Here is a 24,487-nt window from a genome sequence, read left to right on the forward strand (position 1 = left end):
TAATTTCATGAAAAAATACACGGTTAATTTCACACAGGCAAATGGAGCGCAAAAAAAACCGCCCAAGAGGACTTGGGCGGGATTGGCATTCAGACGCGTCAGCGAATGTATCAGGCAATCGGGATCAACGGATCCGCTGCGGCCCATGCGGTGTCACGGTTCGCTACTGGCGGATAGATCCATTGGGTGTTGATCTGGGTTTTCAGCGACTTGGCCTCCTCCTTGACCAACTTGACCTGACGATCCCAACCCTCGGTGTACACCGCACCCCAGGCGCCCAGGTCGAGGCAGGTCACGTATTTCGGCTGGCTGTACGGCGTTGGGTCCACACCGAGGATCTGTGCCGCCACGTTATTGCCGGCGTGACGCCCCAAGACAATCGCATGCTGGCAGGTCATCAAGGCGTAGTTGCCGATCTCGTCACTGGCCGCGTAGGCCACGTCGCCGGTGGCGAAGATATCTTCCTGACCAATGACTTTCAGGTGTGCGTCCACATGCAGGCGGCCCAGGTGATCGCGTTCGGCCGGAATCTGTTCGGTCAGGGAGCTGGCGCGAACGCCGGTGGTCCAGACCACGGTCCTGGCATCGATACGCGCACCGTCGGACAGGGTCACGCCGTCGGCGTCGACCGACACGACCGAGGCCTTCAAGTGCCATTTCACCCCAGTCGCCACGCTGGCCTCGGCGATCGACTCGGCGATTTGCTCACCCATCGAGCCGCCAACCTTGTCGCCGCGGTCAACGATGATCACATTGATGTCGGCACGGTCGCCGAAGATGGCCCGCAGGCGGGTCGGCATTTCAGTCGCCGTTTCGATCCCGGTGAAACCGCCACCGGCCACCACCACCGTGTTGCGTGCCGTGCTTTCGGGCTGGTTGGCCAGCGCCTTGAGGTGGTTTTCCAGGCGCACGGCCTGTTCGATCTGATCGACGTCGAACGCATGTTCGGCCACGCCCGGAGTGTTCGGTGACGCCAGGCGACTGCCGGTGGCCAGAACGAGTTTGTCGTAGCTGCAGACTTGCTGGGCACCTGCCGCATCGACATAGCCGACCTGCTTTTGCTCGACGTTGATGGTCTGCGCCGCGCCCTTGATGAACCTGACCCCTACAGCATCGAACAGATCGCCAATCGGCGCAGCCAGTTGGTGGGCGTTCGGCTCGTAGAAACGCGGACGTACACGCAGCTCGGCCTGAGGAGCCAGCACAGTCACTTCAACGTCGTCGTGGCCGTGAATGTCGAACAGGCGCGTGGCACTCAAAGCGGTCCACATGCCACCGAAACCTGCGCCGATCACCAGAATTTGCTGCTTCATTTTTAACTCCAGAGGATAAACAAGTGTTGTCGATCGTGATGGGTCACGCTCATCGGGAGCGGGCATGAGGCCGGCGTCTTTCGAGAATCGCCGACCTGTGTCGCTCGAACAACTACGACTGTATTGATCCAAGTTAAATCCTGCAAGCCGTTTTTTTTGATGACCGGCATCGAAAGCACTGATGCCTTGCCAGAAAAGGCTCAAGAACGTGCATAACGCCGACATTTCAAGCTGGAAAAGAAAATTCCGGACGCGACGGTTCGTTGCCCGGGCTGCTTTAGGCTGCTAGGATTGGCGACTAATCAAGTCGGAGATCTGTATGTCTCTTTACAGCGCGGGTGTCGAGTACGGCATCCACTGCCTGCTTTTTCTCGTCGGCAATGGCGGCGACTCGCGTGAGGCGAGCGTGCGTGACCTTGCCGAACTGCAAGGCGTTCCCCTGGACTATCTGGCGAAAATCTTCACCAAACTGGCCAAGGGCAAACTGGTGGTCGCCACCGAAGGCATGCGTGGCGGCTTCAAGCTGGCGCGGCCCGCTGACGAAATCAGCCTGCTGGATATCGTCAACGCCATCGACGGTCGCAAGTCGATTTTCGATTGTCGGGAGATCCGCGGCCGTTGCGCCGTGTTTGATGGCGCCCCGCCGGAATGGGCACTGGACGGCCCGTGCGCGGTCAATGGCGCGATGATGGTGGCGCAAAAACGCATGGAAGAGGCCCTCGCCCAGCAGACCATCCTGGACATCGCCAGGAAAGTCGGGCGCAAAGCCCCAGCGGAGTTCGGCGCAAAGGTGGAAAACTGGATGAACGAGCGCCGGGAACGCAAAAGTGCCACCCAGGGCAGCGAGCAACTCATCCCGACGACCGACCTTTCAGACTGACCCACAAAAAAACCGGATGCACGCCAGGCATCCGGTTCTTTTCACGCTCGCGTGCCTACAGGCAGTCGCGAACGATCTTGCGCAGGTCGCCGGATTTGGCCCAGGGTGGCCCCTGATACAGGGAAACCTGGCTGCCATCCTTGTACTTCACGATATCCAGCACTTCGTCGGCCGTGATCACGCTGGGTGCGGTGATCCGGAATCCGTTGGAGATCGACACCTGGGTCGTATTCGGTACTACCTTTTGCCAGGCCGGCAAAACACAGGCCGCATATTCTTTTGGCGCCTTCGCGCTGTGCTTGCTGACATTCGGCTCACCCGGAACCAGCGATGCCGGCAACGAACACCCGGCCAGCAATGCCAGCACGACTCCCCCCATCAACATCCGCATGCTGCTTCCTTGAATTCGAAATAAGTGAATGTAGCTTGCCGTCGTCCGTACAGCCATCCCGACGATTTGGCGACTGTCATTGATATCGCTTCTCTCGGTTAGTTCCCCGACCAAAGGAAGCCCGGCTGATTCAGACGAACACAACATCCGGTAAACCGGTCTAAAATTCCGGAGTGCAGTATTCAGGAGATCATCATGTGGCTTAACGAATCGGAACAGCAGCTTCGGCGTGATCTGCAAGGGCTTGCGTCAGATTTGCGCTGGTCGGCCGTGGAGCTTCTGCGCATAGAGGAGCAATTGCGCCTGCTCGGGAGCGAAGCCGACGCACAAGCCGTTAAAAGACTGTGTTCATTGTTTCAGGGGGATGAAGCAAAACTGTCCGGCTATGCCGAGGAAGTGAAAGCCAAGGTCATTAGCCGCAACAAGGCTCAATAGCGGGAGCGCTGCCATGAACAGGCCTCTATTCACGCTGGTCGTTGCACTGACCGCGTTGGCAGGCTGCAGCACCAACTCGATCTACCAGGACCAGCCGCTGGTCGCGAAAGTCAACACTGGCATGACTCAGGAGCAAGTCCGGCAAATCGGTGGCCAGCCCCTGGCGGTCAGCGATCGCACCATCGAACCCGGTACCTGCTTTGACTACAGGCTGACTCAGGCCGGCCATCAGCAACCGTACAACGTCAGCTTCGATGGCCGTGGCATGGTCGACCACAAGAGCTTCATGACCTGCGCGGAATGGAGCCACATGCAGCAAAAAGCCCGGGAACCGGTCCGCAGCGGCGGTGGCGGCTACTGACCCTGCCCCCTACGGCAAAAGCCCCGGCGGACCGGGGCTTCAAGCCTGCTTTCATTTGGCCTGGTGGCTGCGCGCAGGCCGGGTGGCTCGCGCCCTGTAGCCCGGCAGGGCTGCCGCAAACGCCAGCGCCTCTTCTCGACTGTCGAACGAGCCAAGCCGGTCACCCTGGGTGCATACCCGCCAGGGGCCGTTGTTCACGCTGAGTACGTCGTAACCGTTCATGTGCATTTTGTTCAACATCGGAACGCTCATGGTCACCTCCTCCTGGGCAGTGTTCTCAGGTTGACTTGTTTACCTTACACCCACCCTTCTGTGAAATACCGACCAGATGTCGCGCTGGAAATTCCCGATTTCGGTTGCACCTGGCCCCTAACCCTCGGCCAACGCTGTCGCTGCCCTGTCGATCAATGCCGCCACTTCGGCAGGCATCGACGCCAGTGACGCATGGCTGGCATTCAAGGTCAGGATCTCCCGGGCATTCAGTCGCTCGGCCATCCATTGCTGGTTTTGCGGCGCGATCATCCGGTCTGCGCTGGAAACCTGATACCACGACGGTTTGTTCTTCCAGGCCACGTTGCTGATGGTGTCACCGAAGGTGCTGGCCAGCGGCGCTTTCTGGGTGAGCCCCATGACCAACCCTTCGGTCGCCGGCAGGTCCTGGCAGAAGCTTTCGTGATAGAGCTCGGGCTTGACCCACAGGTATCCGTCACTGTCGGGCGCCAGGTTGGCCGCCGCTGCCGGCAAATGCCGTTGCGTGATGCCACCGGGGCTTTCACCGGCGTCCGGCGCGAAGGCGGCGATGTACACCAGGCCCACCACATTCGGCTGGTCGCCGGCTTCGGTGATCACCGCGCCGCCATAGGAATGCCCCACCAGCAGCACCGGCCCCGGCACCTGGGCGACCATCTTGCGCGTACGCTCGGCATCTTCGGCCAGGGAGGTCAGCGGCAACTCGACGGCACGGACGTGCGTGTCACCACGGCCGAGCAATTTGACGATGACCTTGTTCCAGTGGGCAGCACCGCCCCAAAAACCATGGACCAGCACGATCGTGGGTTTGACACTCATCATCATGTCTCCGATTGCCGATGGGGTTGTTAGTCGCTTGCGTCAGCCCTGATCGCCGCCGCCCACGGGCATGACCATGCCGGTGATATAGGACGCTTCGTCGCTGGCCAGAAACAGAATAGCCCCCGCCTGCTCATCCAGGGTGCCGTAGCGTTTCATCAAGCTGCTGTCGAGGGTCTGGTCGACGATCTGCTGGTACCAGTGTTTTTCCTGCTCACTCTGCTCGGCACCGTTGCGCGGTATGCGTCGCGGCGGTGCTTCGGTGCCGCCAGGCGCAGTGGCGTTGACCCGCACGCCACGACCGGCGGTTTCGAATGCCAGACAAGCGGTCAAGGCGTTCACCCCGCCCTTTGCCGCACCGTAGGGCACGCGGTTGAGACTGCGGGTGGCGATGGAGGAGACGTTGACGATCGCCCCGCTGCCCTGCTCCAGCATGAACGGCAGCGCCGCATGGCAACACCACAAGGTCGGGAACAGCGAACGGCGAACCTCGGCCTCGATCTGCGACGCCTCATAGTGCTCGAACGGCTTGGCCCAGATCGTGCCTCCGACGTTGTTGATCAGCACGTCGAGACGACCGAATCGCTCGACGGCGGTTTGCATCACCCGGCAGCATTCCTCGTATTGCTCAAGGTCGGCGGTCAGGGCCAGAACCTGGCTGGCCGGCGCCAGGTGTTGCTGCACTTCGAACACCAGTTCGGAACGATCCACCAGGATCAGCTTCGCCCCTTCCGCGGCCATCCGCTCGGCCACCCGCCGCCCGATGCCTTGGGCTGCGCCGGTGATCAGTGCGACTTTTTCGTGAAATCTGTTCATGTGTACCTCGTGACGACGGATGCCCATACGCTTGTAGGAGCGAGCTTGCTCGCGAAGTTCTTCTGAGCGCCGCGTCTATTCAGAAAGCGCGCGTTATCGTTAACGACCATCGCGAGCATGCTCGCTCCTACAGGGGATTTTTTGCCGAGGGCGGTATTTCAGTACGCCCTCGCGATCACTTCGCGATTTACGCCGCGCTGGCAGCAAATTTTTCGTAGTAGAAATTCGCCGGCTTGATGCCTTGCTCGCCAATGAACTTGCTGACCGCCTCGACCATCGGCGGCGGGCCGCACAGGTAGACGTCGACGTCGCCATCGTTCAAATGCCTGGGCTCGATGTGCTGGGTCACGTAGCCCTTGAGCGGATGCTGGCTCTCGGGGCTGGCGACGCAGGCACTGAAGGTGAAGTTGGGGATACGCGCGGCGAAGGCTTGCAGACGATCGAGCTCCACCAGATCGAAATCGTGGGTCACGCCGTAGATCAGATGCAGCGGGTGATCGCTGCCCTGCTCGGCGATCTTCTCCAGCATCGCGGTGAACGGCGCCAGCCCGGTGCCACCGGCCAACAGCAGCAACGGACGGCGAATGTCACGCAGGTAAAAACTGCCCAAGGGTCCGGCCAGGCGCATGCTGTCGCCGGCCTTGGCCATGCCGGTGAGGAAACTGCTCATCAAGCCGCCCGGCACGTTGCGGATCAGGAAGCTGACCTCGCCATCGCGCTGCAACGAACTGAATGAATAGGCACGGGTCTGTTCGCTGCCGGGAATCCCCAGGTTCACGTATTGCCCCGGCAGGAACGCCAGCTTGCTCAAGGACTCGCCCTTGATCGACAGCGCGATGGTGCTGTCGGACAACTGGCGCACGGCGCTGATGGTCGCGTCGTAGCTGGCCTGGCGGGTACGGCAGACTTCCGAGGACGTCGGCACCCGCACCACACAGTCACTGCGGGCGCGCATCTGGCAGGTCAGGACAAAACCCTGTTCGGCCTCTTCGGGGCTGAGGGCGTCTTCGATGTACTCCTCACCCAGGTCGTACTGGCCAGCCTCGGCAAAACACTTGCAGGTGCCGCAGGCGCCGTCGCGGCAGTCCAGCGGGATGTTGATGCCCTGGCGGTACGCGGCGTCGGCCACGGTTTCGCCGGCATTGGCGTCGATGAAACGGGTGACGCCGTCTTCGAAATTGAACGCGATGGAATGGGTCATGACGGCCGCCTCACAAGTGGTAAACATCGATGACCTGGCGAACGTAGTCGTTCTTCAGGATCACTTTCTTGGCCTTGATCAACGGGTTTTCACCGCGCACGTCGAGGGTGTAGAAACTGCTGCCGAAATAGCTGTCGACGGTCTTGTAGCGAAAACTCAGGGTGTGCCAGTTGAAGCGCACCTTGCACAGTCCGTCGGCCTGCTCGAGCAGCTCGATGTTGCTGATGTTGTGGGACGTGCGGGTGTCCGGCACGCTGGCGCTGGAGCGCTCGGTCTTGATGCGGAAGATGCGGTCTTCCAGGCCGGTGCGGTTGCCGTACCAGATCAGCGAGATTTCCCGCTGCGGGTCTTCGGTCAATTCGTCGTTGTCATCCCAGGACGGCATCCAGAACGTTGCATCCGGGGCATAAAGCTCCAGCCACTCGTCCCACTGCCGGTCATCGAGGTAACGCGCTTCGCGGTAGAGAAAGTCGCGCACGGTGTCAAAGGAAATGCTCATTGCACGTCCTCCACGGCGATCAACTTAGACTGCTCGGCGGCCAGGGCCTTGAGCATGGTTTGCTGCCAATACTTGTGTTGCAGCACGAACAGGCCTTCGTCTTCGGTGCGCACGCCGCTGAGCAGCGGATGCAGGTCGATTTCCCTGGCCGCGTCATCGGCGCCTTCGATCCAGTGCCCGGCGCCACGGGACATGTCGTTCCAGGTGGTGACGCTGCCCTGGTAGCTGGTCTGGCAGGCACGGAATTCCTCCAGGTCGTCCGGCGTGGCCATGCCGCTGACGTTGAAGAAGTCCTCGTACTGGCGAATCCGGCTGGACCGCGCGTGGTCGCTTTCACCCTTGGGCGCGATGCAGTAGATGGTGATTTCCGTGCGGTTGACCGAGATCGGCCGGGCGATGCGGATCTGCGAGCTGAACTGGTCCATCAGGTACACGTTGGGGTACAGGCACAGGTTGCGTGAGTTCTCGATCATCCAGTCGGCGCGGGCCTTGCCGAAATCCCGGGCAAGTTCGTCGCGACGTTCGTACAGCGGACGGTCCTCGGGGTTGGCCCAACGGGTCCAGAGCAGCATGTGGCCCTTGTCGAAGGAATAGAAACCACCGCCTTGCTTGGCCCAGCTGCCGGCGCTCATGGTCGGATTGCTGTCGCCGGCTTCGCGCTGCTTGCGCTGGTTCTGGGTGGCCGCGTAGTTCCAGTGCACGGAGCTGACGTGATAGCCGTCGGCGCCGTTCTCGGCGGTGAGCTTCCAGTTGCCTTCGTAGATGTAGCTGGAAGAGCCGCGCAGCACTTCCAGGCCATCGGCGGACTGGTCGACGATCATGTCGATGATCTTCGCCGACTCGCCCAGGTGCTCGACCAACGGCAGTACATCGGCGTTGAGGCTGCCGAACAGGAAGCCGCGATAGGACTCGAAACGCGCCACGCGGGTCAGGTCGTGGGAGCCTTCGCAGTTGAAGCTCGACGGGTAGCCGGCGTTCGCCGGATCCTTGACCTTGAGCAGCTTGCCGGAGTTGTTGAACGTCCAGCCGTGGAACGGGCAGGTGTAGGAGCTCTTGTTGCCGGACTTGTGCCGGCACAGGGTCGCGCCGCGATGGCTGCAGGCATTGATGAAGGCGTTGAGGACACCGTCCTTGTTGCGCGCGATGAAGACCGACTGGCGCCCCATGGTGGTGGTGTAGAAATCGTTGATGTTGGGGATCTGGCTTTCGTGGGCCAGATAGAGCCAGTTGCCTTCGAAGATGTGCTGCATCTCCAGATCGAACAACCGGGGGTCGGTGAACATCTCGCGCTTGCAGCGATAGAGGCCCTGCTCGGGATCGTCTTCAAGCAGGGAATGCAAATATTCGGGTCGCAGGGTCATGGCCGCCGCCTCCATTGTTATTGTTCAGGCAGGGGTCATGCTAGGACGGGGGATCAGGTGGGAATATCCGCGGGGTGCAGACCTTTATCCGTTTTGTGCAAGGGGATTTTTTGTAGAAGCCAGGTTTGCCGACATGCACATCCATCAATACTCGGAACCTGTGGGGGCGGGCTTGCCCGCGAAGGCGGTGTGTCAGGCAAGGTCAATGCCGACTGACACTCCCTCTTCGCGGGCAAGCCCGCTCCCACAGGTTTTCGAGGCGGCTGCGCAAGTCGTATGAAGGCCCCCGGTCAATGCCGGCGCTTGAGGGTATCGGACGGCAATTCGCCGAATTGTTTGCGGTAGCTCTCGGAAAACCGGCCCAGATGCAGGAAGCCATGGTCCATGGCCACTTCGGTGATGTTGCGCACGTTGCAGGTCGGGTCGCTGAGGCAGGCGTTGATGCGTTCCAGACGCTTCTGGCGCAGGTAGTTTTTCGGCGTCAGGCCGGCGTTGCGTTCGAACAGGCCATACAACGAGCGCAAGCTCATGTGCGCCTGGCGCGCCAGTTCCTCGCTGTCGATGTCCCGCTTGAGATTGCTCGCGATATAGTCGGCAATGGCTTCGAAGGTGGCGGCCCGGGAACCGGGTTCGAGGCGGCTGACGTTGGTTTTCATCAGGCTCAGCATCTTGCTGGTGATGATCTGGGCGTAATGCTCCTGCACCCTGGGAATCTGCTCGGTGGCCTCCGCTTCCTGGCAAATCATCGCCAGCAGGTTGACGAAACCTTCCAGCTCGCCCAATTGATAGCGGTTCTCCAGGAACCGTACGCCCTGCCCCGGATACTGCCAGCGCTGCTCATCGCAAACCGACTCGAACAACCGGGTGGGAATCTTCAGGATGAATTTTTCGCAATCGTCGGAGTACGTCAGGTCCACCGGATCGTCGGGGTTGATCAGCAGCAGTTCGCCGGGGGCGAAGTAATGCTCCTGGCCATGCCCGCGCCACAGGCAATTGCCGCGCAGCAACACTTGCAGGTGATAGATGTTCTCCAGTGCGCCCGAGGTCACCCGTACACTCGCGCCGTAGCTGATACGGCACAGGTCGAGACTGGCGAACTTTCGGTGGTCGAGACTGGCCAGTGGCCGCCCCGTACGGGGCATGAGGATGCAATGGTTGCCGACGTGCTGATTGACGTAGCCCGACACCGCATAAGGGTCGGCCTGGTCGAACACCCGGCTGCGCTGACTCAACAGTTGCGCTTGCATCATCAGGTCACTCTCGTTTTTGTTATCGGTTGCGTCGGTCCATTCTAGTCTAGAACCGCCCCCCCCTGTAGGAGCGAGCTTGCTCGCGATGGACTTGAGGACGCCGCGGGGAATCAGGCTTCCAGCGTCATCGTTAACGTCCATCGCGAGCAAGCTCGCTCCTACAGGGGATCAGGACAATCAGTCCTCGAGTGCGCGGACGCGTTCGTGGCGCTGTTGCTCCTCGGGCTGGGCGGACGACTGCAAGGTGAAGTCGAATTCGATTTCGGCAAAGCGACCGCTCACACCATGGGCCGCCGCGCGCTGCTGATCATCGCTGAAGGTGATCTTGGCGATCAATTCGTCACGGGTGGCGTAGGCGAAGTCGTCGTGCAGGTATTGATCGCCGTCGAGGTTGATCTGGGTCGTCAGGTGGCGATGATCCGGCGCGGAAATGAAGAAGTGCACATGCGCCGGACGCTGGCCGTGACGGCCCAGTTGATCGAGCAGTTGCTGGGTCGGACCGTCCGGCGGGCAGCCGTAACCTGATGGCACGATGCTGCGGAAACGGTAGCGGCCTTCCGCGTCGGTCACGATACGGCGACGCAGGTTGAATTCCGATTGCGCGGTATCGAAGTACGAGTAGGTGCCGCCGGTGTTGGCGTGCCAGACGTCGACGACGGCGCCTGCCAGGGGTTCGCCAGCGGTGTTGAACACGCGGCCTTGCATGAACAGGGTCACACCCGGATCGATACCATCGTCAAGGCGTGCTTCGCCCACCGACAGTGGCGCGCCCGCCACGTACAACGGGCCTTCGATGGTACGCGGCGTGCCGCCGGACTTGCCGGCCTGTTCGTCTTCGGCGTCCATCAGCAGGTCGAGGTAATGCTCCAGGCCCAGACCGGCCACCACCAGCCCGGCTTCCTGGCGCGCACCCAGTACGTTGAGGTAGTTGACGGCCTTCCAGAATTCTTCCGGGGTCACGGCCAGGTCTTCGATGATGTTCACCGAGTCACGCAGGATGCGGTAGACCAGCGCCTTGGTCCGTGGGTTGCCGGCGTCATTGAGCAGGCCGCTGGCCTCTTCGAGAAACTTCTGGACTTCGGCAGTGTGGGAAATCTTGACGTTCATTTTGCAGGGTTCCTCATCTTGTAATTATTAGCGTAGCGAGTTGAGCAGGCTTGGCTCAGCGGTCGTCGTCACGGATGGAAGAAGGATGCCGGCACATCGCGTCGATTTCGATGGCCATGTACGGGAACAGTGGCAATTGCATCAGCAGGTCATGCAGTTCCTGGACGCTGTCGACATCGAACACGCTGTAGTTGGCGTAGTGCCCGGCGATGCGCCACAGGTGGCGCCACTTGCCCTGCTCTTGCAGGCGCTGGGCCAGGGCCTTTTCGTCAGCCTTGAGCCTGGCGGCCGCTTCAGGGTTCATGTCGACCGGCAGGTTCACGGTCATTTTTACGTGGAACAGCATAATGCTCTCCTCAGGCTTGATGAGTGGTCTTGTCACGACGGAAGAACGCCAGGCGCTCTTCATCCAGGTTCAGGCCCAGGCCCGGCGTGTTCGGCACGTGCAGTTCAAAATCGCGATACACCAGCGGTTCGCTGAGAATGTCTTCGGTCAGCAGCAACGGGCCGAACAGCTCGGTGTCCCACGCCAGTTTGTTCAGGGTGACAAAGGCATGGGCCGAAGCCATGGTGCCCAGGCCGCCTTCGAGCATGGTGCCGCCGTACAGGGCGATGCCGGCCGCTTCAGCGATGGCGGCGGTGCGCAGCACGGCGCGCGGGCCACCGTTCTTGGCGATTTTCAGGGCGAACACCGAGGCCGCGCCTTCGCGGGCCAGGTTGAACGCATCTTCCACGCATTCGATGGATTCGTCGGCCATGATCGGCGCCGGGCTCATGGCGTTCAGGCGGGCCATGCCGGCGCGGTTGTTGCGCGAGATCGGCTGTTCGATCAGGTCGATGCCGTTGCTGCCGAGGATTCGGCAGGCGCGTATCGCGACGGCTTCGTCCCACGCCTGGTTGACGTCGACCCGCACGCTGGCGCGATCACCCAGGGCTTTCTTGATGGCTATTACGTGGGCCAGGTCGCGATTGACCTCACCGGCACCGATCTTCAGTTTGAAGATGCGATGGCGGCGCAGGTCGAGCATTTTTTCCGCTTCGGCGATGTCCTTTTCGGTGTCACCGCTGGCCAGGGTCCAGGCCACGGGCAGCGAGTCGCGAACACGGCCGCCGAGCAATTCGCTGACCGGCAGGCCGAGGCGTTTGCCCTGGGCGTCGAGCAGCGCGGTTTCGATACCGGATTTGGCAAACGTATTGCCACGGATGCTGCGCTCCAGGCGCAACATGGCGGCGTTGACGTTGCCGCTGTCCTGGCCGATCAACAACGGTGCGAAGTGCGTATCGATGTTGGTCTTGATGCTGTCCGGGCTTTCATTGCCGTAGGCCAGGCCACCGATGGTGGTGGATTCGCCGATGCCTTCGATGCCGTCGGCGCAACGCACGCGAATGATCACCAGGGTCTGGTTCTGCATGGTGTGCATCGCCAGCTTGTGCGGGCGGATGGTCGGCAGATCGACGATGATCGTCTCGATCGACTCAATGGCGGTTGCTAGCATTTCGATACCCGTCAGGTTCTTGAAGTTCTGAGTCGGATTCTCATACGGCTTTTTCCGGGCGGCCAATATAGAATTGGTCTGGCTTGATACCTTAAAGGTATTCAATTGAAATTCCGGAGGCTCCATGGAACTGCGTCACCTGCGTTACTTTCAGGTGCTGGCTCAAACCCTCAACTTCACTCGCGCCGCCGAGCGCCTGCACATTGCCCAGCCGCCGTTGAGCCGGCAGATCCAGCAACTGGAGGATGAATTGGGGGTGATGCTGCTGGAGCGCGGCCGACCGTTGAAGTTGACTGACGCCGGGCGGTTTTTCCATGAGCACTCCACCGCCCTGCTCGAACAACTGAACAAGGTCTGCGACAACACGCGGCGTATCGGCCTGGGTGAAAAAACCTGGCTGGGCATCGGCTTTGCGCCCTCGACACTGTATGGCGTGCTGCCGGAACTGATCCGACGGTTACGCAGTGGCGAGCCGCTGGAGCTGGAGCTGGGCCTGTCGGAAATGACCACCCTGCAACAGGTGCAGGCATTGAAGACCGGGCGCATCGACATCGGTTTCGGGCGAATCCGTATCGACGACCCGGCCATCGTCCAGACCGTGCTCACCGAAGACCGCCTGGTCGCCGCCCTGCCCGCCGGGCACCCGTTGCTCGCAGGCCCCATCAGCCTGCGGGAACTGGCCAGGGAACCCTTCGTGCTGTATCCCGGCAATCCACGGCCGAGTTACGCCGACCATGTGATTGCCCTGTTTGAGTCCTATGGCGTGAGTATTCACGTTGCGCAATGGACCAACGAGCTGCAAACGGCAATCGGACTGGTGGGGGCAGGCATTGGGGTCACGCTGGTGCCGGCCTCGGTGCAATTGCTGCACCGCGACGACATCGGCTTCACCCCGCTGCTGGAAGACAACGCGACCTCGCCGATCATTCTCAGCCGACGGGTGGGCGATGTGTCGCCGGGGTTGAATCATTGCCTGCGGATGATTGATGAACTGCAGCCGCGAAGCTGATGAAGATCAGCCCGCAAAGGCCCGGCGCCCTGCCTTCATCTCGGTACGCAACTCGCCGACAAAATCGGAGATGGCCCGCACGCTGGTCAGTTCGGCTGTCGAAACGCCGCTGACCAGCAGCTCCACCCGCCCGGTGACAGGGTCGAAGACTTCGATGCGCAGCAGTCCGAGACTCTCCGTGCATTCACACGACAGCGGCTCGAAACCAGACTCTACGATGTTGCAAAGTACTGAAATCGGAAGCATGGCCGGTCCCTCGGGCAACAGTGAGTTCGATTGGATCCGTATCAGCATAGTTACACTTTGCCGATTTTGCGCCAGTAAATTGCCGTCAATTTTGTTATCCCCCTCGCATTTCCGACCACTCAGTGGGAATTGCCCCCCCAGATCCAGTTCCAGAACCCCGGCAACTCGACCGGCTGTGATCCGTCGCGCACGGTTCGCGCCATGGCGGCCCGCTGTAATGCGTCCTGATTGTCGTAAAACGGCTTGTCCGCGGTTTTCACCCCGGTCTCCCGGGCGCTGTCGAGCAGGATCTGCAGGTATTCGCGGGTATGCCGCGCGGTATAACGGTTGAGGTCGTGGAAGGTCACCACCACCGGAATCACGCCATCGACCACTGGCAACTCACCGCGGGCAATGCGTTCGCGTACTTCAGACATCGAGCGCAGCATGTGCGACCGGCGTCGGGGGCTGGCGTTGAAGCCCCAGATCTTGCCGTCATTGGCACTCAAGTCCGTCAGCAGTACATGCAGGCCATGCAGCTGGTAGGCGGCGAACGTGCGTTTGTCGTAGTTCCAGAATGGCGGGCGCAGCAGGATCGGGGGGGCACCGGTGATCGCCGCGATGTCGGCGCTGCCATCGGTCAGGGCCTGTTCCAGCTCTTGCGGCTCCAGCGAGCGATGATTGGTGTGCCAGGGCGTCGCCGTGTGGAAACCCAGAATGTGACCTTCGGCGTGTTCGCGCCGCATGATGTCCCGACCCAACGCGCTGCCGCCGGCTCGCGGCGCACGGGTCTGCACGAAGAACACGGCCTTGATGCCCGGTTGCAGCGGGTTTTGCGCCAGGCTCTCAAGCACGGTGACAGTCGGATTCCACCAGCCCGATGCGCTGGGGCCGTCATCGAAGGTCAGCAGGAACCGGATGGGGGGTTGCTCGCGCAAACGCTGTTCGGTCTGCGCAGTCATTTCAATCGGTGCTGCGATACAACCCAGCAGACCCACTGCCAGGGCGCACACCGTTAAACACTTGAACAACTGTTTCATCATTTGCCTTGGGCCAGATCATCACGGTCGATACTTCAACTGGCAGGATTCCTTCGCCCGTTCATCCGTCGTCAGCCCGCATCGAGACGGCGAGCCGAGGTTGGATAAGGTACACAGAGATTGGTTCCTGCGCTTGCCCTGCCCGTTTCGTCGCCACCGGCTAAACTGAAAAAAACGCTCAAGCAGAGTGTCAGGTCATGTGCGGACGACTGTCGCAATACCGTGGAATTCACGACTTCGTGGCGGTGCTGAGCATCCCCGACGCGCTGGTCAACCGCGTCGGCAACGAACCCCTGGCGCACTATAACGCCGCGCCCACCACGCAACTCGCCCTGTTGCACCTGGAGAATGAGCGGCTGCACGCCGACGCCGTGCGCTGGGGTTGGCGCCCGCACTGGGCGACGGATCGCGTGGCGCCGATCAATGCCCGGGTCGAGAAAGTCGCCCACGGCCCGTACTTCCGGGCGATCTGGCCGCATCGCGCGATCTGTCCGATTGATAACTGGTTCGAATGGGTCGACGACGGTGATGGCAACAAACAACCGTGGCTGATTCGGCGACGCAACCGAGCACCGGCTTTTTGCGCGGCCATCGGCCAGTACCCCATCGGTGGAGCCCCGCACCGGGAGCACGACGGTTTCGTCATCCTCACGGCCGACAGCGCCGGCGGTCTGCTGGACGTGCATGACCGACGCCCGGTGGTGTTCTCGCCCGAGCTGGCGCGGGAATGGCTGGATCCGGCCACACCCAAGGAACGAGCCGAGGAAATGGCGCTGTCCCAGGGCGAGGTCAGTGACGTATTCGAGTGGTACAAGGTCGACAAGGCCGTTGGCAATGTCAGGAACCAGGGCGCCGCGCTGATCAAGGAAGTTCCTTGAACGGATCAATCACGGACGCTGCGTATACAAATTGAAACTTCAGAACGTTACACGACAAAGCCCCGCTCACTGACGTCACGCTGCTGTAGGAGCGAGCTTGCTCGCGATGGACTCAAGGGCGCCGGGTTTAACCAGTAAATACGCGTAATCGTTAACGTCCATCGCGAGCAAGCTCGCTCCTACAACAGGGGCGTGCCGCTCAGAACTTGCGGTCAGGCTCCGAAAGTTCCTTGCCGTCGTCAGGATGCTTCCAGTCCGGTACCGAACGCTTCTGCTGCTCAATCTCTTCTTCCGTGGGTTCGTCCTCTTCCTCTTCCAGATCCGGACGCTTGGGGTCATTGGCCATGTTCACCTCTCTTCCTGAAGGGATCGGTCATCCACTTTAAGCGTAGAACAGTTTGCGTCGACCGGCTCACAGCCACCAGCGCAGCAAAAAGAAGAAGCCCATGCTCAACAGCATGCTGAGCAAGGTATTGCGGGTGTAGAGCACCAGGCCGACGGCGACCAGTGAGCTGATCAGGTAAGGGTTGTCCCACTGCAGGTTCAGCTGTTTCTCCGGCATGAACACAATTGGCCCGCAGATCGCGGTCAACATGCCCGGCACGGCAAAGCCGAGGAATTGCCGGGCATTGCTGCTCAGGCGCACCGGCAGTCGCGGCTCGAGAAAAACATAGCGGTTGAGGAACACCAACACGCCCATGCCGACAATCACTGCCCAGACCATCATGTGCGTCCACCGTAGAATTTATTGCAGACAAACCCGGCGGTCATGCCCGCCAGACCCGAGAGCACCAGCGCCGAGCCCCATTGCCAGTAGCTGAACAACACCGAGCAGAACAGCGATACCGCCACGCACACCACCGTCGGCACGTTGCGGACCACCGGAGTGATCAGGGCAATGAAGGTGGCCGCAATGGAGAAATCCAGGCCCAGGTGTTCAAGCCCCGGAATGCTGCTGCCAAGCACAATGCCCGCCAGGGTGAACAGGTTCCAGGCGATGTAGAACGTCAGGCCCACACCCAAGGCGTACCAACGGTTGAATTGCTGCTTGTCGTGCTGGCTGGTCAGGGCGAACAACTCATCGGTGAGCAAAAAACCCAATCCCGCACGCCAGCGCCCCGGCAACGGAGAAATCACCGAACGCATGCTCATTCCGTACAGCAGGTGCTGGGAGGTCAGCAGCAACGTGGTGAGCAGAATCGAAAAAATCCCGGCTCCGCCCTTGAGCATGCCGATGGCCACCAGTTGCGCGGCGCCGGCAAACACAATGCTCGACAGCCCCTGGCCTTGCAGGGGCGTGAGATTGGCCTCGATGGCCATGGAACCGGCCAGCAAGCCCCAGGGCGCGGTGGCCAGGGACAGCGGCATGATCGCCGCGGCACCGCGCAGAAAGGCACTGCGCGGCATCATTGAATTGGACATGACGTTCTACAGACAGGGAAAGACCCCAGACTTTGCCAGCTGTGGCGGCCAATGGCTTGAACAATCTTGCTCACTGACACGACTGCGTGCCATTCATCGGCTGCCCGCTTGCTTCAACAAAGTGGTAGCAACATGATGGCGCTGCATTTTCATCGAGGCAGGCCCTTCATGACTTCAGTCGAAACCGATAGCGACGTTTATAAAACCCTGCTTGAGTCAACCCGGGCGATTCCCTGGCGCATCGACTGGAAAACCATGACGTTCAGCTACATCGGGCCACAGATCGAGGAGCTGCTGGGCTGGAAGCAGGACAGCTGGACCTCGGTCAACGACTGGGTCGAGCGCATGCACCCCGATGATCGCGACTACGTGGTGGATTTCTGCGTCTCGCAATCGCGGGCCGGTGTCGATCACGAGGCGGACTATCGGGCGCTGACCGACAGCGGCGAGTACGTGTGGATTCGCGATGTGGTGCACGTGGTGCGCAAGGACGGCGAAGTCGAAGCGCTGGTGGGTTTCATGTTCGATATCAGCGAGCGCAAGAAAACCGAAGAACACCTGATCCGCCTGCAAAAACAGCTCGAAGAGTACTCCTTCCAGGACGGCCTGACCGGCATCGCCAACCGGCGCATGTTCGACACGGTGCTTGAGCGCGAGTGGTCCAATGCCCAGCGCACCGGCTTGCCATTGTCGGTGATCGTGCTGGATATCGATTACTTCAAGCAGTACAACGACCATTACGGCCACATCAAGGGCGACGAATGCCTGCGCCGCGTTGCGCAAACCCTGTCCCTGGCCGCGAACCGTCCACGGGACTTCATCGCCCGGATCGGCGGAGAAGAATTCGTCTGGCTACTCCCGGAAAGCGATGCCGAGTCCGCAAGGCTGGTGGCGCACAAATGCCTGCACCTGATTCGCCAGCAGCAGATCCCCCATGAGTTCTCGAACGTGTCGAACCTGCTGAGCGTCAGCCTGGGCGTCGGCACCACCGCCGCGTCAGTGCATGCCACGGCGCTGGAATTCGTCGAGCAGGTCGATCAGTTGCTCTACAAGGCCAAGCACAAGGGGCGGATGCGTGCCGAGTTCGCTGATTTTCGTGATTGACAAACGGCGCGCCGGCTTTTAAAACTGGGCGCCTCACTCAGGGTGTAAGCAAGTATGTCCGCAACCTTCAACTTCAACTTTTCCGTCTTTGGCTTGATTGCCAAGGCGCAAGGTTGCGTTGCGCACGCCCTCAAATCGAAGAAACAGTCGCTCATGTGACCGGGGCGCGCTGTCCCGTCAGATGAGCTGACAGGACATTGAGCGCGACGGACCACCCTCCCTTTGCTTACTCTCCTTCCACGCTCCTGACGGTGACGAAATCGGTCAACCATCAGGAGAAAGTGCATGTCCGCGTTTCAAGGTATCTGGGTTCCACTGGTCACACCGTTCCACAACGGTGCCATCGATTTCGTCGGCTTGCGGCGGCTGGTCAGCCATCTGCTGGAAAAAGGCGTCGACGGCCTCATCGTTTGCGGCACCACCGGCGAACCGGCGGCGATGGGCAAACATGAGCAACTGGCGGTGCTCGATGCGGTGCTGGAACAGGCGCCAGCGCAACAGGTGGTCATGGGCCTGGCCGGTAACAACCTGACCGAGTTGTTGCAGTTCCAGAGCGAGATCCTCAAGCGCCCGGTGGCTGGCCTGCTGGTGCCGGCGCCGTATTACATCCGCCCTTCCCAGGCGGGCCTGGAAGCGTTTTTCCGCACGGTCGCCGATGCCTCCAGCGTTCCGCTGATCCTCTACGACATCCCCTACCGGACCGGCGCCACCTTCGAACAGGCAACCCTGCTCAACATCGTCGCCCACCCGCGCATCGTTGCCATCAAGGATTGCGGCGGCAATTTTTCCAACACCCTCGCCCTGCTCGAAAGCGGCCATGTCGATGTGCTGTGCGGTGAAGACAACCAGATCTTCAATGCCCTGTGCCTGGGCGCCAAGGGCGCGATTGCCGCATCGGCGCATGTCCATCCCGAACTGTTCGTGCAGTTGCACCGGCAGATCCGCGACAACCGCCTGGCGGACGGCCGCGCCACGTTTTTCCGCTTGCTGGCGCTGATCAACAGCCTGTTCCTGGAACCCAACCCGGCCCCGGTGAAAACCGCGCTGGCCCTGGAAGGCTTGATCGGTGACGAACTGCGTGCGCCGATGCAACGCAGCAGTGAAGCGATGACCCTGCGTTTGAAAGGCGTGCTCAGCGCATTGGGCCGCGACAATCGATAGAGCGCCCGCCGCCGGTCCGGGTACCATGGAGCGATTCGTTCAGCCTTCAGGGGCACCGACATGCTGTACCGAATCGCCGCCGACGGGCTGATGCTGTTTCACTTGTTGTTCATTGTGTTCGTGTTGTTCGGCGGATTGCTGGTGCTCAAATGGCGCCACCTGGTCTGGTGGCATCCGCCCGCAGCGTTGTGGGGTATGGCGGTGGAATTCTTCCACTTGCCCTGCCCGCTGACCGACTGGGAAAACCGCATGCGTCACGCGGCCGGGCAAACCGGCTACGGTGGTGGATTCATCGAGAATTACCTCTGGCCAGTCATCTATCCCGCCGGCCTGACACCCGGCATCCAGTTGGGATTGGGCGCCGTGGTGTTGCTGATCAACGTGCTGGTCTATCTTCGATTGATCCGCCAATGGACCGCCTGAATCTTCAACCACCCGCCAAGGACTGAACACATGCTGTCGACCGAAGACCTGGCCCTGCTCGAGGCCATCCGCGAAACCGGCAGCCTGTCGCGGGCGGCGGCCCACCTGGGCAAGGCGCCGTCGACCGTGTCCTATGCGGCGCGGCAACTGGAGGAGCGTTTCGATGCCTTGCTGTTCGACCGCCGCCGCTACCGTTTGCAACTGACCCCGGCGGGCGAGTTGCTGGTCAACGAAGCGGCGCGGCTGATGCAGGACGTTTCGCGCCTGACCCAGCGGGTCCGGCAAGTCGCCAACGGCTGGGAGAGTCGTTTGTGGATCGTGACCGACGAACTGCTGGAGTTCGAAACCCTGATCCCGGTGATAGACCAGTTCGATGCGCTGCAATCGGGCGTGCCGCTGCGCATCACCCAGGAAGTGCTCAAAGGCGTCTGGGAAGCCCTGCGCGAAGGCCGCGCGGACCTGATCATCGGCGCCACCAACGAGCCTCCGGCGATATCGTCCTTGCGCTGGATGCAACTGGGGGAAATGGAATGGGTGTTTGCCGTGTCGCCCAAACACCCTCTGGCCAAGGCCAAAGGCCCGATTACCCGGGCCATGGTCGCGCAGCACCGGGCGATTGTGGTGGCCGATTCGTCCAGAATCACCGAGGGCAGCACCTATGGCGTCACCGGGGGACAAGCGGTGCTGGCCGTGCCGACCATGCACGCAAAAATCCTCGCCCAGTGCAATGCGCTGGGGGTGGGTTGGCTGCCGCGACACCGGGTTGGCTCGCTGCTGAAAAACGGCACGCTGGTTGAAAAGCCGATGGCCGACCCGCGCGAACCGAACATCCTGTACGCCGGCTGGCGCGGCGACCATGACGGGCGCGCCCTGGGCTGGTGGCTGGAGCAGCTGGAAAAGCCCCACCTGGCCACCCGGCTGGTGCAGGGTACGGACCGGTTTGCCTGACACCTGACGCTCAGTTGGCGATCACGCTCATGTTGCGCCCACTGGCCTTGGCCACGTACAGCGCCTTGTCTGCCGCACCAATCAGGTCGTCGGGGCGGATATGGGAAGCGGCATTGCTGGCACACACGCCAACGCTGACGGTCACGCCGCCTTCCGGGCTGTCGCTGTGGGCGATGCCGGCCTGCAGCACCGCGCGGCGGATTTTTTCCGCCACCAGAAACGCCCCCACGTAGTCGGTGCCGGGCAGCACCACGGCAAACTCTTCGCCACCGTAACGGGCGGCCAGGTCGCCGGGGCGCTTGATGTTGTCCGTGATGATCGCACTGACCTTGCGCAAACACTCGTCACCGGCCAGGTGGCCGTAGCGGTCATTGAACGGTTTGAAATGGTCGACATCAATCATCAGCAGCGCCAACTCCGCCTGGCTGCGCCGGGCACGCCCCATTTCGGCATCGATGAACGCGTCGAGCTGACGCCGGTTCGCCAGGCCCGTCAGGGCATCCTTGAGCGCCAGGCCTTCGAGGTTGCGGTTGACCTCCAGGAGCTTGTCCTGGGTGTCCAGCAACTCGACCTGCGCCAGATTCTGCTGCCGCATCAACTTGATAAGGCGAAACCCCAGCACCCCGAGAACACTCAGCAGCAGCGTGACGATGCAGGCGCTGAGCAAGGTTTCCCGGCGCCAGCTGGCCAGCACTTCATCCTTGTTCAACGCGGCAAAAATGATCAGCGGATAACCCTCGACCCGGCGATACCCCGTTACCCGCTCGACACCGTCGATGACCGACGTGATCGTGGCCGTGCCCGCATCGCCCTTGGGCAACAACTGGGTGAACAACGGGCTTTTGGCGAGGCTGGTGCCGATATCCGCCTCCTTGAAGGGTCTGCGAATGACAATGCTGGCATTGTCGGCGATCAGGTTGATCACGCCGTTACTGCCCATGTCGATGCTGTCGTAGAGTTGCAGGAAATGACTGAGGTAGATCGACGCCAGTGCCACGCCGGCAAAGCTGCCATCGGGATGATTGACCCGGCGCGATACCGTCATGATCCATTCCCCGCTCGAACGGCTCCTGATCGACGGCCCGATATGCGGCCCGCGGCCGGGGTTGTCGCGATGGAAGATGAAGTATTCGCGGTCGGCGTTATTGACGCCGGTTTGGCCGGCACCATTGGAATTGGCGACCCACTGGCCTTTTTCGTCGAAAACGAACAGGCCATGGAGCTGGCTCAACTGACTGCGCTGGGCATTGAGCAATGGCGCCAGCCGGGACTGATCCATACCGTCGTGCTCCAGACGATCGACCAGTGTGAACAACAGCGTGTCGGCCTGCTTGATCGTTGCCTGCGCTTGTGAAGCCAGGGTCTGCGCAAGGTTGGACATCGCCACTTCCTTGTCATGCAGGTGGTACTGGCGCGAGCTCCAGGCCTCCCAGATCACGATAGCCACCATCGACAGGCATACCGCGACCAGCAGGATCACCGCCGAGCGGACCTTGAGCCGGGGCACCGCTGGCCGGAGCATTTCAATATGATCGTTGATCGATGGATGTCCCATGGTGCTCCCTGAGTGCCTGTGACCTGGCGAGCCTTCCTGATCGCCGTTTTTTGCTCACTATGCCTGATCCAGGCGCGCAATGATGTTAGCGCGACGCCTGTTTTAACGCCTCCAGCCACGCCGGATCCAGCCGCGTCTGCCCGGTATCGATGCCCAGCGCCTGCATCCGTTGCTGGTGCTGATCCATTTCGCGGATCAACTGGCCGTGGTCACTGGAGTTGCCGTCCAGCTGATGCATCTGGTTCAGCCCCAAATGGTAGAAACGCAACAGCTTCATGGCAACCGGATCACCCTGTTCCACGGCCGCCGTTACATGATGCATGACATTGGTGACGCTCATCAGGCTGCGCTTGAGTTGCCAGGCGTAGACCGCCGGCGCCATCCATGCCTGGTGCCAGAACACTTTGCGCATCAGCGCCGCCATCGCCAGCACCGCGACAAACACGCCACCGATGTTGAAGCGCAGATTGTCGCCCCCCGGCGCGCCGAACAGAGCCACCGCCGCCGTCGACAGGCCCATCGCCAGCGCCAGAAAGATCAGGGCAATGATCACCGTGCTGCGCCGCGTCTGCTGCCGGTAGGTTTCGGCGTTCATCGGCTGGATTTCGAACATTGCGTCGGGTTTCCTTGGCTTCAATGGTAAAAAGGGATCTGAGGCAAAAAGACTGCGGGCCATTATCGCCTCTGCGAGGGATTTAGCTATGCTGGGGCCCCTTTTCATCTTTTCATCGTCAAGCGGGGGACATGGCGAGACCGCGCAGTTCGTGCCATCTTCTTTCATGAATACACATTATTCGGATGCCATTCGTAGTTGCTGTGTGAATGACATCGTTTTAAGGATCATTGAATGACCCAACGCCAAGTTATCAACGCCTCCGTCAGCCCCAAAGGCAGCCTGGAAACGCTCTCGCAACGGGAAGTCCAGCAATTGAGCGAAGCCGGTTCCGGCAGCACCTACACCCTCTTCCGCCAGTGCGCCCTGGCCATCCTCAATACCGGCGCCCATGTCGACAACGCCAAGACCATTCTTGAAGCCTACAAGGATTTTGAAATCCGCATTCACCAGCAGGACCGCGGCGTACGCCTGGAACTGCTGAACGCCCCGGCCGACGCCTTCGTTGACGGCGAAATGATTGCCAGCACCCGGGAAATGCTGTTCAGCGCCCTGCGTGACATCGTCTACACCGAAAACGAACTCGACAGCCAACGCATCGACCTGAGCAACTCCCAGGGCATCAGCGACTACGTCTTCCACCTGCTGCGCAACGCCCGCACCCTGCGCCCCGGCGTCGAGCCGAAGATCGTGGTGTGCTGGGGCGGGCACTCGATCAACACCGAAGAATACAAATACACCAAGAAAGTCGGCCACGAACTGGGCCTGCGCAGCCTGGACATCTGCACCGGTTGCGGCCCCGGCGTGATGAAAGGCCCGATGAAAGGCGCCACCATCGCCCACGCCAAGCAACGCATCCACGGCGGCCGCTACCTGGGCCTGACCGAACCCGGCATCATCGCCGCCGAAGCGCCGAACCCGATCGTCAACGAACTGGTGATCCTGCCGGACATCGAAAAACGCCTGGAAGCCTTCGTCCGCGTCGGCCACGGCATCATCATCTTCCCGGGCGGCGCCGGGACGGCCGAAGAGTTCCTGTACCTGCTCGGCATCCTGATGCACCCGGGCAATGAAGGCCTGCCCTTCCCGGTCATCCTCACCGGGCCGAAACATGCCGCGCCGTACCTGGAACAACTGGACGCGTTCGTCGGCGCCACCCTGGGCGACGCCGCCAAGCAGCACTACCAGATCATCATCGATAACCCGGCCGAAGTGGCGCGGCAAATGACCCAGGGCCTCAAGGCGGTCAAGCAGTTCCGTCGCGAGCGCAACGATGCGTTCCACTTCAACTGGCTGCTGAAAATCGACGAAGGCTTCCAGCGCCCGTTCGACCCGACCCACGAAAACATGGCCAACCTGAAACTCAGCCTCGACCTGCCAGCCCATGAACTGGCGGCCAACCTGCGCCGCGCGTTCTCCGGCATCGTCGCCGGCAACGTCAAGGACAAGGGCATCCGCCTGATCGAAGAACACGGGCCGTACCAGATCCGTGGCGACGCGGCGATCATGCAGCCGCTGGACCTGCTGCTCAAAGCCTTCGTCGCCCAGCACCGCATGAAGTTGCCGGGCGGCGCGGCGTATGTGCCGTGTTATCGGGTGGTGGCGTAGCCGATACGGCAGGGACTCTACTGCCGTGGGCCGCCATGACGAGTGTGGTGGATGAATCGACAACTCCCCCTGTGGGAGCGAGCCTGCTCGCGAAGGCTTTGTGGTTGGCGACGTTTTTTTTGTGTACATATCCGTTGTTGTGGTCACGGCCACTAACGGTTCCGCTTTTACAGCGGGTTACTTGGAAAAGCCCCAAGTAACCAAGGGCTCTTGCCCCTGACGTTCGGTGCCTCGCCTAAGCTCGGCATGCCCTCGCTCCGGTCCTGCTCCGTGGGCCCGCCGCGATCGGCCATCCATGGCCGTACGCGGCTAACCCGGCATCC

Annotated in this window: 29 protein-coding genes; 10 read left to right on the forward strand and 19 right to left on the reverse strand. The window is 61.2% G+C overall.

Annotated features, from left to right (window positions below):
- Positions 1–110: 110 nt before the first annotated feature.
- Positions 111–1,313, reverse strand: a complete 1,203-nt coding sequence (locus ACLD1X_RS25300) for an NAD(P)/FAD-dependent oxidoreductase (RefSeq protein ID WP_429372426.1) — start codon at positions 1,311–1,313, stop codon at positions 111–113.
- Between the two features lie 319 nt (positions 1,314–1,632).
- On the opposite strand from ACLD1X_RS25300, the gene ACLD1X_RS25305 reads away from it, so the two are divergent.
- Positions 1,633–2,193: an RrF2 family transcriptional regulator gene (locus ACLD1X_RS25305; RefSeq protein WP_429372428.1), complete on the forward strand. Its 561-nt coding sequence runs from the start codon at positions 1,633–1,635 to the stop codon at positions 2,191–2,193.
- 55 nt (positions 2,194–2,248) lie between these two features.
- Here ACLD1X_RS25305 and ACLD1X_RS25310 read toward each other — a convergent pair whose 3' ends face one another.
- Positions 2,249–2,584, reverse strand: coding sequence for a hypothetical protein (locus tag ACLD1X_RS25310; RefSeq protein WP_429372430.1), 336 nt, complete (start codon positions 2,582–2,584; stop codon positions 2,249–2,251).
- A gap of 195 nt (positions 2,585–2,779) precedes the next feature.
- On the opposite strand from ACLD1X_RS25310, the gene ACLD1X_RS25315 reads away from it, so the two are divergent.
- Both ACLD1X_RS25315 and osmE read left to right on the forward strand, forming a co-directional pair.
- Positions 2,780–3,019 (forward strand): hypothetical protein, encoded by a 240-nt coding sequence (locus tag ACLD1X_RS25315; protein ID WP_085718877.1) that lies wholly within the window; start codon positions 2,780–2,782, stop codon positions 3,017–3,019.
- 13 nt (positions 3,020–3,032) lie between these two features.
- Positions 3,033–3,380 carry an osmotically-inducible lipoprotein OsmE gene (osmE, locus tag ACLD1X_RS25320; protein ID WP_429372432.1) on the forward strand — a complete coding sequence of 116 codons (348 nt, stop codon included), beginning with the start codon at positions 3,033–3,035 and terminating at the stop codon, positions 3,378–3,380.
- 51 nt (positions 3,381–3,431) lie between these two features.
- On the opposite strand, the gene ACLD1X_RS25325 is transcribed toward osmE, so the two are convergent.
- The 10 genes from ACLD1X_RS25325 to ACLD1X_RS25370 all read right to left on the reverse strand — a co-directional run bounded on the left by ACLD1X_RS25325 (position 3,432) and on the right by ACLD1X_RS25370 (position 12,178).
- Complete coding sequence (locus ACLD1X_RS25325; protein WP_429372434.1) at positions 3,432–3,632, reverse strand: DUF2188 domain-containing protein; 201 nt, start codon at positions 3,630–3,632, stop codon at positions 3,432–3,434.
- A 117-nt stretch (positions 3,633–3,749) separates the two neighbouring features.
- A complete protein-coding gene (locus ACLD1X_RS25330) occupies positions 3,750–4,448 on the reverse strand; it encodes an alpha/beta hydrolase (RefSeq protein ID WP_429372436.1) in 699 nt (232 codons plus the stop codon).
- 42 nt (positions 4,449–4,490) lie between these two features.
- Positions 4,491–5,264 carry a 1,6-dihydroxycyclohexa-2,4-diene-1-carboxylate dehydrogenase gene (locus ACLD1X_RS25335; protein ID WP_111285178.1) on the reverse strand — a complete coding sequence of 258 codons (774 nt, stop codon included), beginning with the start codon at positions 5,262–5,264 and terminating at the stop codon, positions 4,491–4,493.
- A 187-nt stretch (positions 5,265–5,451) separates the two neighbouring features.
- Entirely contained in the window at positions 5,452–6,465 is a 1,014-nt protein-coding gene (benC, locus tag ACLD1X_RS25340; RefSeq protein WP_429372439.1) for a benzoate 1,2-dioxygenase electron transfer component BenC, read from the reverse strand.
- Between the two features lie 10 nt (positions 6,466–6,475).
- Positions 6,476–6,964 carry a benzoate 1,2-dioxygenase small subunit gene (gene benB / locus ACLD1X_RS25345; RefSeq protein WP_429372441.1) on the reverse strand — a complete coding sequence of 163 codons (489 nt, stop codon included), beginning with the start codon at positions 6,962–6,964 and terminating at the stop codon, positions 6,476–6,478.
- The gene (benA, locus tag ACLD1X_RS25350; RefSeq protein ID WP_429372443.1) at positions 6,961–8,325 is read right to left on the reverse strand and encodes a benzoate 1,2-dioxygenase large subunit; all 1,365 of its coding nucleotides are present in this window, start codon (positions 8,323–8,325) and stop codon (positions 6,961–6,963) included. The genes benB and benA overlap by 4 nt, the downstream gene beginning before the upstream one ends.
- A gap of 290 nt (positions 8,326–8,615) precedes the next feature.
- Positions 8,616–9,575, reverse strand: coding sequence for an AraC family transcriptional regulator (locus tag ACLD1X_RS25355; RefSeq protein ID WP_429372445.1), 960 nt, complete (start codon positions 9,573–9,575; stop codon positions 8,616–8,618).
- A gap of 177 nt (positions 9,576–9,752) precedes the next feature.
- Positions 9,753–10,682: a catechol 1,2-dioxygenase gene (gene catA, locus ACLD1X_RS25360; protein ID WP_429372447.1), complete on the reverse strand. Its 930-nt coding sequence runs from the start codon at positions 10,680–10,682 to the stop codon at positions 9,753–9,755.
- A 55-nt stretch (positions 10,683–10,737) separates the two neighbouring features.
- Complete coding sequence (gene catC, locus ACLD1X_RS25365; protein ID WP_007978984.1) at positions 10,738–11,028, reverse strand: muconolactone Delta-isomerase; 291 nt, start codon at positions 11,026–11,028, stop codon at positions 10,738–10,740.
- A 10-nt stretch (positions 11,029–11,038) separates the two neighbouring features.
- Positions 11,039–12,178 (reverse strand): muconate cycloisomerase family protein, encoded by a 1,140-nt coding sequence (locus ACLD1X_RS25370; RefSeq protein WP_429372450.1) that lies wholly within the window; start codon positions 12,176–12,178, stop codon positions 11,039–11,041.
- A gap of 124 nt (positions 12,179–12,302) precedes the next feature.
- Between ACLD1X_RS25370 and ACLD1X_RS25375 the strand changes: the two genes are divergently transcribed.
- Positions 12,303–13,187 carry a LysR family transcriptional regulator gene (locus ACLD1X_RS25375; RefSeq protein WP_429372452.1) on the forward strand — a complete coding sequence of 295 codons (885 nt, stop codon included), beginning with the start codon at positions 12,303–12,305 and terminating at the stop codon, positions 13,185–13,187.
- Positions 13,188–13,193: 6 nt separating this feature from the next.
- Here the strand turns inward: ACLD1X_RS25375 and ACLD1X_RS25380 are convergent, their stop codons facing one another.
- Both ACLD1X_RS25380 and ACLD1X_RS25385 read right to left on the reverse strand, forming a co-directional pair.
- Positions 13,194–13,433 (reverse strand): DUF1652 domain-containing protein, encoded by a 240-nt coding sequence (locus ACLD1X_RS25380; RefSeq protein ID WP_429372454.1) that lies wholly within the window; start codon positions 13,431–13,433, stop codon positions 13,194–13,196.
- Between the two features lie 119 nt (positions 13,434–13,552).
- The gene (locus ACLD1X_RS25385) at positions 13,553–14,452 is read right to left on the reverse strand and encodes a polysaccharide deacetylase family protein (RefSeq protein WP_429372477.1); all 900 of its coding nucleotides are present in this window, start codon (positions 14,450–14,452) and stop codon (positions 13,553–13,555) included.
- Between the two features lie 197 nt (positions 14,453–14,649).
- Between ACLD1X_RS25385 and ACLD1X_RS25390 the strand changes: the two genes are divergently transcribed.
- A complete protein-coding gene (locus ACLD1X_RS25390) occupies positions 14,650–15,330 on the forward strand; it encodes an SOS response-associated peptidase family protein (protein WP_429372456.1) in 681 nt (226 codons plus the stop codon).
- Between the two features lie 199 nt (positions 15,331–15,529).
- Here the strand turns inward: ACLD1X_RS25390 and ACLD1X_RS25395 are convergent, their stop codons facing one another.
- The 3 genes from ACLD1X_RS25395 to ACLD1X_RS25405 form a co-directional block, all read right to left on the reverse strand.
- Entirely contained in the window at positions 15,530–15,676 is a 147-nt protein-coding gene (locus tag ACLD1X_RS25395) for a hypothetical protein (RefSeq protein ID WP_413428291.1), read from the reverse strand.
- Between the two features lie 66 nt (positions 15,677–15,742).
- Positions 15,743–16,054 (reverse strand): AzlD domain-containing protein, encoded by a 312-nt coding sequence (locus ACLD1X_RS25400; protein WP_178076748.1) that lies wholly within the window; start codon positions 16,052–16,054, stop codon positions 15,743–15,745.
- Positions 16,054–16,752 (reverse strand): AzlC family ABC transporter permease, encoded by a 699-nt coding sequence (locus tag ACLD1X_RS25405; RefSeq protein WP_429372459.1) that lies wholly within the window; start codon positions 16,750–16,752, stop codon positions 16,054–16,056. Before ACLD1X_RS25405 ends, ACLD1X_RS25400 begins: the two co-directional genes overlap by 1 nt.
- Before the next feature lie 168 nt (positions 16,753–16,920).
- Between ACLD1X_RS25405 and ACLD1X_RS25410 the strand changes: the two genes are divergently transcribed.
- The 4 genes from ACLD1X_RS25410 to ACLD1X_RS25425 all read left to right on the forward strand — a co-directional run bounded on the left by ACLD1X_RS25410 (position 16,921) and on the right by ACLD1X_RS25425 (position 20,388).
- A complete protein-coding gene (locus ACLD1X_RS25410; protein WP_429372461.1) occupies positions 16,921–17,856 on the forward strand; it encodes a diguanylate cyclase domain-containing protein in 936 nt (311 codons plus the stop codon).
- 285 nt (positions 17,857–18,141) lie between these two features.
- Positions 18,142–19,017, forward strand: a complete 876-nt coding sequence (gene dapA, locus ACLD1X_RS25415) for a 4-hydroxy-tetrahydrodipicolinate synthase (protein WP_429372463.1) — start codon at positions 18,142–18,144, stop codon at positions 19,015–19,017.
- A 60-nt stretch (positions 19,018–19,077) separates the two neighbouring features.
- Positions 19,078–19,440: a DUF2784 domain-containing protein gene (locus ACLD1X_RS25420; protein WP_429372465.1), complete on the forward strand. Its 363-nt coding sequence runs from the start codon at positions 19,078–19,080 to the stop codon at positions 19,438–19,440.
- Positions 19,441–19,470: 30 nt separating this feature from the next.
- Positions 19,471–20,388: a LysR family transcriptional regulator gene (locus ACLD1X_RS25425; protein ID WP_429372467.1), complete on the forward strand. Its 918-nt coding sequence runs from the start codon at positions 19,471–19,473 to the stop codon at positions 20,386–20,388.
- A gap of 10 nt (positions 20,389–20,398) precedes the next feature.
- Here ACLD1X_RS25425 and ACLD1X_RS25430 read toward each other — a convergent pair whose 3' ends face one another.
- Both ACLD1X_RS25430 and ACLD1X_RS25435 read right to left on the reverse strand, forming a co-directional pair.
- Positions 20,399–21,943 carry a sensor domain-containing diguanylate cyclase gene (locus ACLD1X_RS25430; RefSeq protein WP_429372469.1) on the reverse strand — a complete coding sequence of 515 codons (1,545 nt, stop codon included), beginning with the start codon at positions 21,941–21,943 and terminating at the stop codon, positions 20,399–20,401.
- 85 nt (positions 21,944–22,028) lie between these two features.
- Complete coding sequence (locus ACLD1X_RS25435; protein WP_429372471.1) at positions 22,029–22,556, reverse strand: DUF3087 domain-containing protein; 528 nt, start codon at positions 22,554–22,556, stop codon at positions 22,029–22,031.
- Between the two features lie 234 nt (positions 22,557–22,790).
- On the opposite strand from ACLD1X_RS25435, the gene ppnN reads away from it, so the two are divergent.
- Complete coding sequence (gene ppnN, locus ACLD1X_RS25440) at positions 22,791–24,164, forward strand: nucleotide 5'-monophosphate nucleosidase PpnN (protein ID WP_429372473.1); 1,374 nt, start codon at positions 22,791–22,793, stop codon at positions 24,162–24,164.
- The last annotated feature ends 323 nt before the right edge of the window (positions 24,165–24,487 follow it).

It is taken from the genome of Pseudomonas sp. 18173, from assembly GCF_050432945.1.
Lineage (GTDB): Bacteria > Pseudomonadota > Gammaproteobacteria > Pseudomonadales > Pseudomonadaceae > Aquipseudomonas.